The following is a 14960-nucleotide window of genomic DNA, read 5'->3' on the forward strand; positions in this document are numbered from 1 at the left end:
CCTATTCCGTGTCGCTCCCACACGTGTCATTCTGTTTCCGTTATCTTTTGCGGGAGCGACTCACATGGACACAGTCTCTGCCACCCAGTCTGCAGGTCTGCCGCGACACTGCACCTTTGATGCCCCGGACTGGACGATCCTGGCCGCCTGCTGGCATCCCGTGGCGCTTTCACGCGAACTGACCCACAGCGCGCCGCTCGGCGTGACGCTGCTGGATGCGCCGCTGGTCCTCTATCGGAGCGGAGGCAGCATTGTCGTCGCCGACGATCTCTGTCCCCATCGCGGCGTGCCGCTCAGCATGGGAACATGCAAGGGCGATCTGCTCGCCTGCGCCTATCATGGTTTTGAGTTCGGAGCCGAGGGGCGGTGTGTGCATGTGCCAGCGCATCCTGACAGTGGCATCCCCAAAAAGCTGAATCTGCGCACCTATCCGGCGGTGGAGCGCTATGGGCTGATCTGGACCTGTCTGCGCCCGGATGGGAGTGGACCGAAGATTGCCGACATGCCCCACTGGGACGATCCGACCTATCAGCAGATTACCTGCCCGTGGATCGATATTGCCGGGTTCGCCGGACGGCAGGTGGAAGGATTCATTGATGTCGCGCACTTTGCTTTCGTGCACACGGCGACATTCGCGGACCCCGAGAATCCGGTTGTTCCCAGCTACATGCCCAAAAGAACGTCATACGGTTTTGAGGCGGAATATCGGAGTTCCGTGGCCAACTATCCGCATGAAATAGAGAATTCCGCACCGGAGGGATTTGAATGGCTACGTCATTTCCGTGTGCATGTGCCATTCACGGCCACTCTGGAAATCCATTTTCCGAATGATAAGCGACTGGTCATCATGAACGCGGCTTCGCCGGTCTCGGCACGCATGACACGGATGTTTGCGCCGATCTGCCGAAATTTCGATACGAACGGTGATGTCGAAGCTGTGTATGAGTTCAATCGCCGGGTGTTTGAGGAAGATCGTGCGCTGGTAGAGGCGCAGAAACCCGAAAACCTGCCGCTCGACCCAACACTGGAAGCGCATGTCATGGCGGATCGAAGTTCGATTGCCTACCGCCGTGCGCTACGGGATATCGGGCTCAGTCACTTCTTCACAGCGTGAGGAAGGACTTTTTGCTGTTAAAACAGGCTTGGATCAAAGCTCCGCAAAACGGTCCCGATTTTGAGGGGCAAACCAGTTCTGATCGCCGACCATACCTGTGTCCGGAATCGTCATTTCTTCTTGCGGTCCAGCATCCGGGTGATGGAGCGCTGAACGGACAGACGCTCCCCCACATCAAGGCTGCGATAAAGACGCAACAGATCAATCTCATCAATCGTCAGTTGTACGACTGCTTCCTGAGTGGCCATGCCAGTCAGGAAAACCTCGACCGGCACCTGAAACAGTTCGGCGAGACGCGGAAGATATTCCCTCACGCGTCCGTCCCGGTCCGTTTCCCAGTGCGCGATGGCGCTGCGTGAAAGCCGCAGGGCGGCAGCGACTTCCACCTGGGTCATTCCGGCATAGTGCCGTAACGCCCTGATCCGCTGGCCTAAAGTCTCCTGGCTGCCCAACCGCGCGCCGAGGGCTGAAGGCGACTTTGTCATTGCTCCAATTATCCCGAAAAAGCGCCAGAATTACGCGCCTGCCCAGATAAAACTCACATATATGCAGAGAGTTCCGGACAGGAGCAGATCAGATTGCGATCACCGTATGCGTTGTCAATGCGACCCACCGGCGGCCAGTATTTCGTTGCAGGCGCAACCCCCGCCGGGAAGCACCCTTCCGCCCGATCGTAAGACCGATCCCATTCCGTTACGGCCAGATCACGCGCTGTATGCGGTGCATGACGCAAAGCAGAGGCTTCAACGGCAATCGTGCCTTTCTCGATCTGCCGGATTTCCTCGCGGATCGTCAGCATCGCATCGCAGAAGCGGTCCAGTTCGTGTTTGCCTTCCGATTCCGTCGGCTCAATCATGAACGTGCCGGGAACCGGAAAACTTACGGTTGGCGCATGGAAGCCGAAATCCACCAGACGCTTGGCGATATCGTCCACCGTCACGCCCGTCGTATCCTTGATCGGACGCAGATCGACGATGCACTCATGGGCCACACGCCCGTTCACGCCGCGATACAGGATCGGGTAGGCGTCAGAAAGACGCGCCACGATGTAGTTCGAGTTCAGGATGGCGAGAGTGGTCGCACGCGCCAGTCCCTCGTCGCCCATCAGACGGATATAGGCCCACGAGATCGGCAGGATCGAAGCCGAACCGAATGGCGCAGCCGATACGGCAAGACCTTCGCCCAGTTCCGGGCGTCCCGGCAGGAACGGTGCGAGATGGGAGCGCACGCCGATTGGCCCCATGCCCGGACCACCACCGCCATGCGGAATGCAGAAGGTTTTGTGCAGATTGAAATGGCTGACATCCGCGCCGTATTTGCCCGGCTGCGAAAGGCCGACCTGCGCGTTCATGTTCGCGCCGTCGAGATAGACCTGACCGCCCGCCTCATGCACCAGAGCGCAGATATCGCGCACGGACTCTTCAAACACGCCGTGTGTGGAAGGGTAGGTGATCATGATCGCCGCCAGCGTATCGGCATGCTGCGCGATCTTCGCTTTCAGGTCGTCCATATCGACATTACCGTCATCATCGCATTTCACGACAACAACTTTCATGCCCGCCATCTGCGCGGAAGCCGGATTGGTGCCGTGGGCGGAGGCCGGGATCAGGCAGACATCGCGCTGTTCCTGACCACGCGCACGATGATAGCCGCGAATGGCCAACAGTCCGGCATATTCGCCCTGTGCGCCGGAATTCGGCTGAAGCGACACGGCGTCATAACCGCTGACCGCGCAGAGCCATGACTCAAGATCACGGAACAGTTCGGTGTAACCTTCGGTCTGGTCGGCCGGTGCAAACGGATGCAGATCACAGAAGCCGGGCCATGTGATGGGTGTCATCTCGACCGTGGCGTTCAGCTTCATCGTGCAGGAGCCGAGCGGGATCATCGTGCGGTCCAGCGCCAGATCCTTGTCGGCGAGGCGACGCAGATAGCGCAGCATGTCCGTCTCGGAACGGTAGGACGAGAAAACTGCCTGCTGTAGAAAAGGCTTTTCACGGCACAGATCGTCGGGAATGTCGGAGGACAATCCCGGTGCCGGGTCCGCCGCCGCAGCAAGAGCTTCCGTCGGGCAATCCGGATCAAAGCAGCGCCAGACAGCCTCAATCACTTCTGGCGTGGTGGTCTCGTCAAGAGAAAGACCGACCACACCCTCTCCCACACGACGGAAGTTCATACCCGCAGCAACGGCACGCTGGTGAATCTCTTCGGTCTTTTCAGCAGCAACGCGAACAGTCAGTGTGTCGAACACGGCTGTCGTCGCCACATCGACGCCGAGCGCACGCAGGCCGGAGGCCAAAGCCGCTGTCAGCCCGGCCACACGTTCCGCGATGGCCTTCAGGCCTTCCGGGCCATGATAGACAGCATACATGGCGGCGATATTGGCGAGCAGAACCTGCGCCGTGCAGATATTGGATGTCGCCTTTTCGCGGCGGATATGCTGCTCGCGGGTCTGGAGCGCCAGACGGTAGGCCGGCTGTCCCGCAGCATCCACCGACACGCCGACCAGACGGCCGGGCATGCTGCGTTTGTAGGCGTCACGCACGGCCATGTACGCTGCATGTGGACCACCAAAGCCCATCGGCACACCGAAACGCTGCATGGAACCAATGGCGATATCTGCCCCGAGTTCACCGGGAGATTTCAGAAGAGTAAGCGCCAGCGGGTCGGCTGCGATGACGGCAATTGCGCCTGCATCGTGCAGGGCTGCGATGGCCTCACTCAGATCGCGCACCGCACCGGACGTGCCGGGATAGGAAAACAGCGCACCGAAAACAGCGGACGCATCCAGATCACGCTCGGGATTGCCAACGACAATTTCGAAACCGAATGGCTCCGCACGGGTCCGCAGAACGGACAATATCTGCGGATGCGTGTCGGCATCGACAAAGAAGACGTTGGACTTGCTTTTCGCCACGCGCTTGGCCAGCGCCATGGCTTCCGCCGCCGCCGTCGCTTCATCCAGCAGGGAGGCGTTGGCGATGTCGAGCCCGGTCAGTTCTGTCACCAGCGTCTGGAAGTTCAGCAGCGCTTCCAGACGACCCTGACTGATTTCCGGCTGATACGGCGTATAGGCCGTGTACCACGCAGGATTTTCCAGAATGTTACGCTGGATGACACCGGGAAGCACCGTGCCGTAATAACCCTGACCGATCAGGGAGGTCATGACCTTGTTGCGTCCGGCGATCTCGCGCAGACGCGCCAGCACTTCGACTTCCGACCAGCCTCGGCCGATCCCCATTGGTTCTTTCGAACGGATGGAGGCTGGCACCGTTTCCTCACGCAGCGCTTCTTCGCTGGAGACGCCGACGGCCTCCAGCATGGCCGTGATTTCGGCTTCGCGTGGGCCGATATGACGGGAAGCAAAAGCGTCGGAAGGCGGCAGAAGGCTGGACCAGGATGGCACGGATTGTCCCCGTATCAGAAAGAAGGTTTCAGAACTTGCGCAAAGAAAAGAATCGGGATCAGCCGATCAGCTTGGCATAGGCATCGGCGTCCATCAGGTCGGCAAGCTGAGCCTTGTTTGTCAGCGTCATCTTCAGCATCCAGCCATTGCCTTCTGGATCGCTGCTGATCAACTCAGGATTGTTCGCAAGATCCGGGTTGCCTTCGATGACCACGCCATCGACCGGCGCATAGACATCGGACGCCGCCTTGACGGACTCCACAACGGCGACGGAGTCACCCTGCTGCAGATCATTGGCCGAGACATTCAGCTCGAAGAATACGATTTCACCCAGTTCACTGGCGGCATGTTTCGTAATGCCGACAACCGCGACATCGCCTTCAACGCGCAGCCATTCGTGTTCTTTTGTAAAGTAAAGCGTCATCCCATCCTCTCCACATTCTCTGAGCGTTCATTGCTTCAGAGAGGAAAACCTGTTTGCACGTCAGGATAAGACCCTGTGTTGCGTGATCGGTCTCAGCGCTTGAAACCGACCGGAACAAACGGCATCGCGGCAACCGTCACCGGAATGCGACGTCCGCGCAGTTCGGCAAAAACCTTTGTTCCCACCGGTGCAAAAGCTGTTTCGACATAGCCCATGGCGACAGGAGCCTGAAGCGTCGGGCCGAAGGCGCCGGACGTGACCACGCCGATGGGAGAACCGCCTTCGCTTTCCGCGAACAGTTCGGCGCCATGCCGCACAGGAGCGCGGCCTTCCGCCAGCAGCCCGACCCGTCGGCGACTGGCACCCTGCTCAAGCTGCGCCAGAATCAGGTCTGCACCGGGGAAACCACCAGCGCGTGCGCCGCCATTTCGGCGGGCTTTCTGGATCGCCCATTCGAGCGCGCCTTCCACGGGCGATGTCGTTTTGTCGAGGTCGGAGCCGTAGAGGCAGAGACCGCCTTCAAGTCGCAGGCTGTCACGCGCGCCAAGGCCGATGGGTTTCACCTCTGGCTGGGCCAGTAGATTTCTTGCAACCTGTTCGGCCTTGTCAGCCGGAACGCTGATTTCGAACCCATCTTCGCCCGTGTAGCCGGAGCGTGTGACGATCGCCTCAACGCCGTCCAGAGTAACAGCCTTCGCATCCATGAATTTCATGGTCGTCACGGCAGGCGCAATTCTTGCCAGAGCGGTTTCAGCTTCCGGTCCCTGCAACGCCAGAAGGGCACGGTCTGGCAGCGGTTCCACCGTGCAGTCAGAGGACAGTTCGCGCTGCATCAGGGCGATGTCCTGAGCCTTGCAAGCCGCGTTGACGACAACGAGGAACCACGTGCCCATGTTGACGATCATCAGATCGTCAAGGATTCCGCCTGCGTCGTTTGTGAGAAAACCATAGCGCTGACGTCCGGCTTTCAGCCCCAGAACATCCACCGGCACGATCCGCTCCAGCGCAAGCGCCACGCGGTTCATGTCGCCGTCGATGGGACGGAGCGCGACCTGTCCCATGTGCGAAACATCGAACAGTCCGGCGTGCGTACGGGTGTGCTGATGCTCGGCCATGATGCCGTCGGCATACTGCAACGGCATGGCGTAACCGGCGAACGGCACCATTCTGGCGCCGTATTCTTCATGCAGGGAAAAGAGAGGCGTCTGCAGAAGCGGATCGCTCATGGGAGCACCTTGGAGACACGGAAGAAAACTGCTGCATATGACACTAAGAAGGCTCCCACTTCCGGATCGACCGGTTCAGTCCAGCGCCCCTTCTGTCCGTTTGCCTGAGATCGCTATCCCGTCGGCGGGCGCTCGAAACGCCACTCTCCAGAATGTCCAGTCACAGGGTCCTTCTGCCTGAGAGTTTCCAGGGCGGTTGCTCCTTCGGCGCCGGTCAAGAACCGGTCTCTCCCTCTGTGACATCTGATCATCTCGCATTCCGGTCTGTCGCTGTCAAACAAATCCTGACGCTTGGACAACAGTCATGGAGGTGCGGAAGAAATCACAGGCTGGATACGGTTTTCGTGTGATCCGCTTGGGGATTGCAGCGGCTTGTGGATGTCAGGCTGACAGTATCATCCAGGGAAGGACATCAGGTTTGAAAACATAGTGCCATCGAAAATATATTATCCTGTTTTGCAAATCTTTCTGGCCGGTTATGTGGTGCCTGCAAAGTGTCACGAAAATAAAAGCAGAATTTTCTTGCGTGAAAAGAATAAACGCCTTATCCACCGCGCTTCTTGGCCCAAGGGGGCAATTTTGCCCAACAGGCCGTCTACTGGTTTTGGGGTACGTCATGAACGCACTTGCTCAACTGGGGATGGTCTCGGAACTCCCGAGCAATAACCAGACTGTCGCTATCGCTGAGTCCTGTGAGGACGAGCGCAAGGATTACTTCGTCGAACGCGACGGCGAAAAATTTGCAGGCACGCATCTGCTTGTGGATCTGTGGGAGGCTGTAAACCTCGACGATCCGGCAAAGATCGATGCTACGCTGTGTGAAGCTGCTGTGGCAGCCGGGGCGACAATCCTGCACAGTCATTTTCACCACTTTTCTCCGAATGGTGGTGTATCGGGTGTGGTGGTGCTGGCGGAAAGCCATATCTCCATCCACACATGGCCGGAACGCAATTTTGCGGCTGTGGACATCTTTATGTGCGGCGATTGCGATCCGCACTTGTCCATTCCCGTGATGCAGCGGCTGTTTCAGGCTGGACGCGTGCTGGTTGACGAGCAGCGTCGCGGTCGCGTTTCGGTCTGATCGCTTTCCCGTAATAAATCATAGTCCCAGCTTTTATGATGCTCCGCTCAGGGCCTTGGTCCTGAGCGGTTATGGCTGCGGCTATCATGACTCTATGGAGGCTGCATGTCTGAGCAGTGGCTGAACGAAGGGCTGTACGACAGCTGGGGACAGAGATTCCGGGTTCGCAAGGAACTCGCTCGCGTCAAAAGTCCTTTCCAGGACATTGTCGTGTTCGAGAGCGATTCCCATGGTCGCGTGCTCATGCTCGACGGCGTGGTGCAGATCACGGAAGCAGATGAGTTCGTCTATCAGGAAATGCTGACGCATGTTCCCCTGTTCACGCATCCCGATCCGCGTCGGGTGCTGATCATCGGTGCGGGCGATGGCGGTGTTCTGCGGCGTGTGCTGGAGCACAAGGCTGTGGAAAAAGCCGTCATGGTGGAAATTGACGGCGCGGTTATCGAGCTGTCCAAACAGCATCTGCCGAAAATCGCTGGTGACGCATGGAATGACGCCCGTGCGGACGTGATCGTCGGTGACGGCATCGCCTATGTGGCCGAGGCGCCGGATGCTTCGTTTGACGTCATCATCGTCGACAGCACAGATCCGATTGGGGTGGGGGAAGTCCTTTTCACGGATTCCTTCTACGAGCACTGCGCCCGTATTCTTGGGCCGGACGGTCTGATTGTGAATCAGTGTGGTGTGCCGTTCATGCAGGCGGATGAGCTGCATGAGACGAGTCTCCGTCGGGCGAAATTCTTCCCGCAGGTGTCTGCCTACGTCGCGGCTGTACCGACCTATGTCGGTGGATTCATGACGCTGGGGATCGCCTCAAAGGGCGCTGATCCGACGCAGCAGGACGTGACGACAGTAAAAGCGCGAGCCAAACAGGCCGGCGTTCTGGGTAATACGCAGTATTGGACCCCCGAGATTCATGTGGGTTCCTTCAACCTGCCACCCTATATTGCAAAGCATCTTCCCTCCGGGAACTGATGCTTGCGTCGATTGTTACAGGCAGGTCATCCCGTATTCAGGGGTAGCCTGCCTTCTTTGTTTTTACGATAAAATTTCCGAACAAGCGCCGATTGTGCTGCCTCTTGGTGCAGTCAGCACGTCGAATCGTAATGTTCGTCAAACGGAAGTCAGAGGCGACTCGTCTGGTCATGGAATCGCTCTCCCGCAGGCCTGTGGGGCCGGGGGTGGCTATTTTTCCATGAGACGGGGGAAAAACAGGGGATGGCCGACCGGATTGGAAGATTTGCCTCGCCTGAAATATTTTCACAGCAAGCAATCGTCTGATGTCATCTTGTGAGGCGAACGAGAAAGGGCATGTAGCATTATGCGACAAACGAAGATCTGATGCCTTTGGTCGTAAAAGGCAGGGTGTGGAAAAGGAGTGCGATTAGGAGATTCTGTTGTAGGTATTGATTGTGTGTGAAATATATTTCACACAATATTTTGTAGGTCTGTTTTTCTCTGTAAATAAACAATAAAGCCAATTTTAAATATTTTTATTTTTTTTAATGCATAATTTACTTATATTTTATGTTTTGATATTTATTTATATCTGAAAAAATTCCTTACTGAACTTGAGAAAAGGTCGGAAGGTCTTGTTTGTCACGTTTTTTTTTTGATCGAACCCACTTCTTTTTGGTTGCCTGCCTGTCTTTCTTTTAATACAAGAGGCACAGACAGAATATTGCCTACGTGAGTTGCTGCGACGGGTCATGTGGGTGCAACAAAGGAACTGACGTATGCCATTGATGACCGTTCAGGGTGCATCAGCTGGGGCGCATGTAGTCGTCACTGTTGATGGGGCTCTCACCGACCAGCTCGCGAGCCTGGTCTCGGATTTTAGCAGCACACTTACCGGAGAGATTGGCGGGATTGATGGTATCAATCTTGTTCCGGGTTCAACGGCTTTTGGTGGAAACGGAATCGGATACGGCGTCGCTACCGTGGCTGGTTCCTACTCCGTAACGGGTGGCGTCGGTGCGATTGTTTTTGGTGGAGCCATCGGGTCAGGTGTCCCCAGCATTCATACGCAGATTGATGCGTCTGGTGTGACCTCCAGCTTTGTCAGTGTTGAAGGTGGTACGACGGGCGGTGTCCAGTTCCAGGCAGGCAGCTCGGCAGGTCTTTTTGTCGCTGGCGCGGGCAATAATGCCTTCACAGGTGACCAGCTCTCCAACGCTGGCAACTGGATGGTGTTTGCGGGTTCCGGCAACGACACGGTTATCGCCGGTGCGGGTCAGAACACGATCAACGCTGGAGCCGGTGATAACTTCGTCAACGTCAGCAACGGCACCAACACTGTCTATTCCTATGGTCACGACACCATCTATGGCGGTGATTGCGCCAGCAACCAGACTGTCTCACTTTATGGTGGCAGTTCCTTCGTGACGGTCGGTAAAAACTCCTACGTCGAGAATGTTGCCGGTGGAGGCAGCAATAATGCGATTACGGTTGGTGGTGGGTCTACCGTTATCGGCGGTACCGACGATACGATCTCGCTGAATGGTGGTTATTCCACAGTCATGACGGGTGTGGGTGATACGATCTCCGCCAGTGGTGATGCCTGGGTGCAGTATGCCGTCAACGCGGATGTTAGCGTTGCAGGCTCTCTTACCTTTGTTGGCGGCTATGGTTCCAGCACCATTACTGCCGGACAGAGCACCATCTATGGTTCGAACGGGATGAATGTCACCCTGAACGCTACCGAGCCGGGTTCAGGCAAGACCATCTTCTCTGGTGGAACGGGCAATGAGACACTCAATGCCTCTGGTTCGACATACGGTGTAGCAGCCTACGGTAACAATGCTGGAACCACCGGGTCTCAGGTGTTCATCGGTGGTACGGGTGCTGATACACTTGTCGGCGGTGTCGGTGATGCAACGATGACAGGTGGTTCCGGTCAGGCCAATACCTTCGCGTTTCGTGACGGAGTTGCTGGCGGTAACTATGTTATCACTGACTTTGGTTCTGCTGTTGGCAACACGGTTGGTCTGCTCAACTACTCTCAGAGTGAACTGCAGAGTGCCCTGTCAAATCAGGTCAGCGCGAATGGTTCTACGACTCTTAAGCTCGACGATGGTACCACCATTCTGTTCCAGAATGTTGCCAGCCTGAATTCGGGCGATTTCCAGATCTGGTAATCTTCAGATTTTTGGAAATGAAACCGGACCTGAAAAGGTCCGGTTTTTTTTTGTTCCATACGCTGGAGGTTTCTGGTGAGAGCATTTGCTTCTCTTGAAACTGTATGCCGCGTGGGAAAATGGATATGATGGCTGCATATGAAAAACGGTATAAAGTGTTAAAGTTGCCAGTGATTGTTTGATTTTCTTATGAGAAAGCGACCGGATTATCGTGACTGAAAAGCAGCCTCAGGAAATTCTCGAAAAACGTCTTCGTCATGTCGAGGCGTTGCTGGAATGCTACAGAGGAGCAGCTTTTCTCCATAGTGTGAGGGCTGATGTAAACGCGGAGGATGCCGCGCATGTGCGTCATCTTCTCTTTGGATGGAATAAAAGCCCTCTTTCCCGTGTTGGGCGGGCCCTTCGTGGCGGCTGGCTACTTGTGCATGGGCAGACTGTTGAAGGACGCCCCCTGAAGGAGGCTGTTCAGAGAGCACGAGAAATTGTCGAAAAGGACGGTGTAAAGAGTCTTTATCGGCGAGTAAGAAGGCGCCTGGATGCGCGTTTACAGCAGCGTCCGAAAACAAAGAAAAAGTCAGGTAAAAGTAAAGAAATATTATCTGAAAATGTAGAAAAAGTATTGAATCCTTATAGGCAGGTTGTGCCACCCGCACGGGATCTGGGGCTTGTACCTAAAATATTGATTGTTGCTGAACTCAGTATCCCGCAATGCGCAAAGTATCGGGTGTGGCAAAGAAAAGAAGAGCTGGAATTACTTGGCTGGGAAGTCGAGGTTGTAAACTGGCATGACCCACAAAGCGCTTTGTCCGCCATGCAAACAAGCTGGGAAGTCATTTTCTATCGCACCCCGGCGGTTTCTGTTATCCAGACGCTGATTACGGAAGCAAAACGCTTTGGTATTGAGCCCTGGTGGGAAGTCGATGATCTGATCTTTGATCTCGAGCTTTATGGGCAGAACAGTAATCTGCTCTCATTGAGTAAATCAGAGCAGGAAATTCTCCTTGAAGGTGCTGGGCTTTACCGGGAATGCCTGCAACTGTGTGGACGTGGCATCGCTTCTACGCGTGTTCTTGGCGACATCATGCTGCGCGCTGGCGTCAGGGAGGTTTGTGTCATTGAGAATGCGCTGGATGGCGAAACCCTGCGGATTGCCGACCAGCTTCTGGCTATCGAGAAAGCTCCACGGGAAAACGGGGATATCGTCGTTGTTTACGGATCGGGGACACGTACCCACGATCAGGACTTCGTGGAATGTGCTGCGGGGCTGGCGGCAGCTATGGATATTGAGCCACGCTTGGTCCTGAAGATTATTGGTGAACTCACCCTGCCGGATGATTTCCGGAGATTTGGTGCCCGCGTGGAATATCTGGAAGGGCGTGATTATGCGGGATACATGGCTGTCCTCGCCGGAGCCGATATAGCCATTGCGCCGCTTGAGCCATCAATTTTCAATGACGCCAAAAGCAATATCAAATTTTTGGAAGCAGCTATCCTGCAGGTTCCGGCGGTCTGTTCGCCCTGCGACACCTTCCGTGACGTGGTCGAGGACAATAGGAACGGTTTTCTTGCAAAAGATAAAACCGACTGGAGAGAGATGCTTCTTGCGCTGGCGCACGATGAGGCTCTTCGCGAGCGTATCGGGCATCAGGCGCGATTGGATGTACTGGAGCATTACCGGCCTGAAGCCATAGCGCGGCAGCAGGTTGCCGTGCAGTTTCCATCGCCTGAACGACGCAAAACGGATCGCCTGCGTGTTATGGCAGTCAACATATTCTTTAAACCGCGATCTTTCGGTGGCGCTACTCTTGTTGCTGAGGAAATGGCGACACATTTATCAGCACTTGAAACTGATGTTGCCGTATTTACCTCCTACGAACCGATCCCCGCGCTATTTTCCTCCTCTCTTCGCTATGAAATCGAAGGGCTACCTGTCGTCGGATCCCCGCTTTCCACACATATCGATCCGATTGCTGGGCTCGATAATCCTCGCTGTACTGCCCAGTTTATCTCATGGGTAAAAGCATTCCGGCCTGATGTCGTGCATTTTCATTCGATACAGGGACTGGGTCTGGGGATGTTGCAGGCCTGTCTGGAAGAAGGTGTGCCATTCGTGGTGACGCTTCATGACGCGTGGTGGTTGTGTGAACGACAGTTCATGGTCAAACCGAATGGGCGTTATTGTTTCCAGCGTCACATCGACCTCAATGTGTGTCGATCCTGTCTGCCGGGGGCCATGCACCTCAAGGTACGTCAGGACATGATGCTGTCGATGCTGAAAGAAGCCTCACTGCTTCTGACTCCGAGCGAGTCCCATCGTGCCCTTTATCTGGCCAACGGTTTTGATCCCGAGCAGGTGAAGGTGAATAGAAACGGTTTCAGTTGGCCAAAGGTGCCACATAAGCCGCATCAGCCAAAAACGCCGATCCGGTTCGGTTTTGTGGGCGGACAGGAAGCGGTGAAAGGTTTTCCATTGGTCCGTGAGGTGTTCGAAGGACTGGAGAGCACTGACTGGGAACTGGTTCTGATCGATAACACGCTTAATCTCGGTTTTGCGTCGATGGATGTTTCAGGCTGGAAGGTGAAAGGCAAGATCACCATTCAGCCAGCCTACGGCGATGCAACACGGGATGATTTCTTTAATTCCATTGATGTGCTGCTGTTCCCCTCCCAGTGGATGGAAAGTTATGGCCTGACTGTGCGCGAAGCCCTAGCCCGTGATGTCTGGGTCATTTCCACGGCTCCCGGGGGGCAGGCGGAAGATATTGTTGATGGCGTCAATGGCAACCTCATTCCTCTCGATGGTCGGCCTGAGCCCTTGAAAACAGCGGTAGAAGGCATTCTGGCGCGACCTGACATGCTGGATTCCTATGTGAATTCCATGAAAGATGCTCTTCCGAATTTTAGAAGGCAGGCAGAAGAGCTGAAGCAATATCTTCAGTCCGTAGTCCAATAGGATCGGTTCTTCTGATTCAGTCTGACCTGAAACCATCGGTGGTGAGAGGTGAGTTTACCCTCCATTGAGGTGTGCCCGATTACACTCGGGCCATGCTTGATCTTGCTGAATTCTCCAATGATCCATTATTTGCGCGTGAGACGCTGCTTGCCCGGCTGAAAACTGCCGGGACGCCAGGTCAACAGGCGCAACTCCATTATCGTTTATGGGAAATGTGCCAGGTCTGTGGTGATGAAACGGCTGCTCTGAGTCACCTGAAGGCCGCAATGCATCTGGATCCGGTTCAGGGACCAGTTCGATCTGATGACGGATCTGTTCGGCGCATTGTTGTGCTGAATGTGCCGGGCACATTTCAGGCCAATGCACCGCTTGCCATGTTGCTGGATGACAGCACTGCTCTCTATACGCTGTGGGTTTCGGGTGAGCCGGACAGACGGGAAGAACTGGCGGAAAGAATCAGAAAGCTGCGACCGGATGTCGTTATTCTTGCGATGGGCGAGGACGCCCGTCAGACGGCTGCCATCCTTGAAGCTGAAGCGATTGGCAAAGCGTCAGGCATTCCTGTTCTGAATGGAGGGGAGCGTATCATGCATATGGCGCGTTCAATGGTGCCGGAGATTCTGGCGGATATTCCGGGGCTTCTGGTGCCGCCCTGTCGTGTGGTCTGCCCACCTTTTGACAGGCTTCCGGATTTTCCCCTGTTGGTCAGGCCTGTTTCGTCTCATGCGGGGAATAGTCTGGCGCGCATTGATAACCGTGCGGACTTTGATCGCTATGTTCATGACACGGGTGCATCCGGATATTATTATGCGACGCATTTTATTGATTATGTGAGTAAAGACGGACTCTACAGGAAATACAGGGTCGTTTTCGTCGATGGTGCGCCATATCCTGTTCATATGGCTATCCATGATGACTGGGCAATCTGGTATTATAACGCGAAAATGGAGCAGTTTCCTGAGAGGCGAGCGGAAGAAGCGCGGTTCATGCAGGATATGACGGCATTTTTTCCGTCTTCGGTCATGCAGGCGCTCCATGCGATTCCACCATGTATAGGACTGGATTATTTCGGGCTGGACTTTGGTGTTCTTGAGGATGGAACGCTGGTCGTCTTTGAAGTAGAAACCGCCATGATCGTGCATGATCGCGATCCAGACGATATTTTCCCATATAAAAGCGCCTGCATTGCACGTATCAGGCAGGCTTTTGAGCGCATGATTGCTAAACATATGCAGGGATATGCTTTAGAGAATAAAGGAGACGAAATTATTGCATGTGGCAAGAGTTAATTTCTTTCTCTGCCTGATAGACAAGACTATTAGTACATCTGGTCCTGGTATTGATTTTTAGTTTTTTATACGTTGTATGATTGTGTGTGAGGATTTTTTTGGCATTTGGGTCGTTTTCAAATGTAGTTCTGTTTGTGTTTTAAGAGAAAAAATACGAAACGTTCAAATAATTACTGGATTATTTTTTCATATTTTAAAATAAATAATTGTTTATTTGTGTGTTTTTATTTATTTTTTTTGTAGAAATATCCAATTGAGTAAATTTTTTGTATTTCAAAATATATAGGATTTTGTCTTTTTGGATAGGGTTTAGTCAAGTATTCTAATCTG

At 54.7% G+C, this 14960-nt stretch carries 10 protein-coding genes and 1 riboswitch; of the genes, 6 read left to right on the forward strand and 4 right to left on the reverse strand.

What is annotated here, in order from left to right; genetic code table 11:
• The first annotated feature begins 64 nt into the window (after positions 1–64).
• Positions 65–1114 (forward strand): aromatic ring-hydroxylating oxygenase subunit alpha, encoded by a 1050-nt coding sequence (locus tag EMQ_RS12980; protein WP_010667208.1) that lies wholly within the window; start codon positions 65–67, stop codon positions 1112–1114.
• A gap of 110 nt (positions 1115–1224) precedes the next feature.
• Here EMQ_RS12980 and EMQ_RS12985 read toward each other — a convergent pair whose 3' ends face one another.
• From EMQ_RS12985 to gcvT, 4 genes are all read right to left on the reverse strand, one after another.
• On the reverse strand, positions 1225–1599 hold the full coding sequence (locus tag EMQ_RS12985) for a helix-turn-helix transcriptional regulator (protein WP_081470965.1): 375 nt from the start codon (positions 1597–1599) through the stop codon (positions 1225–1227).
• A 53-nt stretch (positions 1600–1652) separates the two neighbouring features.
• Positions 1653–4520: an aminomethyl-transferring glycine dehydrogenase gene (gcvP, locus tag EMQ_RS12990; protein WP_010667206.1), complete on the reverse strand. Its 2868-nt coding sequence runs from the start codon at positions 4518–4520 to the stop codon at positions 1653–1655.
• A gap of 58 nt (positions 4521–4578) precedes the next feature.
• A complete protein-coding gene (gene gcvH / locus EMQ_RS12995; RefSeq protein ID WP_010667205.1) occupies positions 4579–4944 on the reverse strand; it encodes a glycine cleavage system protein GcvH in 366 nt (121 codons plus the stop codon).
• Positions 4945–5036: 92 nt separating this feature from the next.
• Positions 5037–6170, reverse strand: coding sequence for a glycine cleavage system aminomethyltransferase GcvT (gcvT, locus tag EMQ_RS13000; RefSeq protein WP_010667204.1), 1134 nt, complete (start codon positions 6168–6170; stop codon positions 5037–5039).
• A gap of 155 nt (positions 6171–6325) precedes the next feature.
• Positions 6326–6415: riboswitch (glycine riboswitch) on the reverse strand.
• Positions 6416–6786: 371 nt separating this feature from the next.
• On the opposite strand from gcvT, the gene speD reads away from it, so the two are divergent.
• From speD to EMQ_RS13025, 5 genes are all read left to right on the forward strand, one after another.
• A complete protein-coding gene (speD, locus tag EMQ_RS13005; RefSeq protein ID WP_010667203.1) occupies positions 6787–7251 on the forward strand; it encodes an adenosylmethionine decarboxylase in 465 nt (154 codons plus the stop codon).
• A gap of 105 nt (positions 7252–7356) precedes the next feature.
• Positions 7357–8226 (forward strand): polyamine aminopropyltransferase, encoded by an 870-nt coding sequence (gene speE, locus EMQ_RS13010; RefSeq protein WP_010667202.1) that lies wholly within the window; start codon positions 7357–7359, stop codon positions 8224–8226.
• A gap of 761 nt (positions 8227–8987) precedes the next feature.
• Positions 8988–10388 (forward strand): beta strand repeat-containing protein, encoded by a 1401-nt coding sequence (locus tag EMQ_RS13015; RefSeq protein WP_010669360.1) that lies wholly within the window; start codon positions 8988–8990, stop codon positions 10386–10388.
• Positions 10389–11007: 619 nt separating this feature from the next.
• Entirely contained in the window at positions 11008–13341 is a 2334-nt protein-coding gene (locus EMQ_RS13020; RefSeq protein ID WP_232092250.1) for a glycosyltransferase, read from the forward strand.
• Between the two features lie 71 nt (positions 13342–13412).
• Positions 13413–14630 carry an ATP-grasp domain-containing protein gene (locus tag EMQ_RS13025; protein ID WP_231367923.1) on the forward strand — a complete coding sequence of 406 codons (1218 nt, stop codon included), beginning with the start codon at positions 13413–13415 and terminating at the stop codon, positions 14628–14630.
• Positions 14631–14960 lie beyond the last annotated feature (330 nt).

Source organism: Acetobacter aceti NBRC 14818, from assembly GCF_000193495.2.
GTDB classification, from domain to species: domain Bacteria; phylum Pseudomonadota; class Alphaproteobacteria; order Acetobacterales; family Acetobacteraceae; genus Acetobacter; species Acetobacter aceti.

Coding starts and splice junctions, on each gene's coding strand:
- EMQ_RS12985 (WP_081470965.1), bottom strand. CDS start 1,599: ATGACAAAGTCGCCTTCAGCCCTCGGCGCGCGGTTGGGCAGCCAGGAG.
- speD (WP_010667203.1), top strand. CDS start 6,787: ATGAACGCACTTGCTCAACTGGGGATGGTCTCGGAACTCCCGAGCAAT.
- gcvT (WP_010667204.1), bottom strand. CDS start 6,170: ATGAGCGATCCGCTTCTGCAGACGCCTCTCTTTTCCCTGCATGAAGAA.
- gcvH (WP_010667205.1), bottom strand. CDS start 4,944: ATGACGCTTTACTTTACAAAAGAACACGAATGGCTGCGCGTTGAAGGC.
- EMQ_RS12980 (WP_010667208.1), top strand. CDS start 65: ATGGACACAGTCTCTGCCACCCAGTCTGCAGGTCTGCCGCGACACTGC.
- speE (WP_010667202.1), top strand. CDS start 7,357: ATGTCTGAGCAGTGGCTGAACGAAGGGCTGTACGACAGCTGGGGACAG.
- EMQ_RS13015 (WP_010669360.1), top strand. CDS start 8,988: ATGCCATTGATGACCGTTCAGGGTGCATCAGCTGGGGCGCATGTAGTC.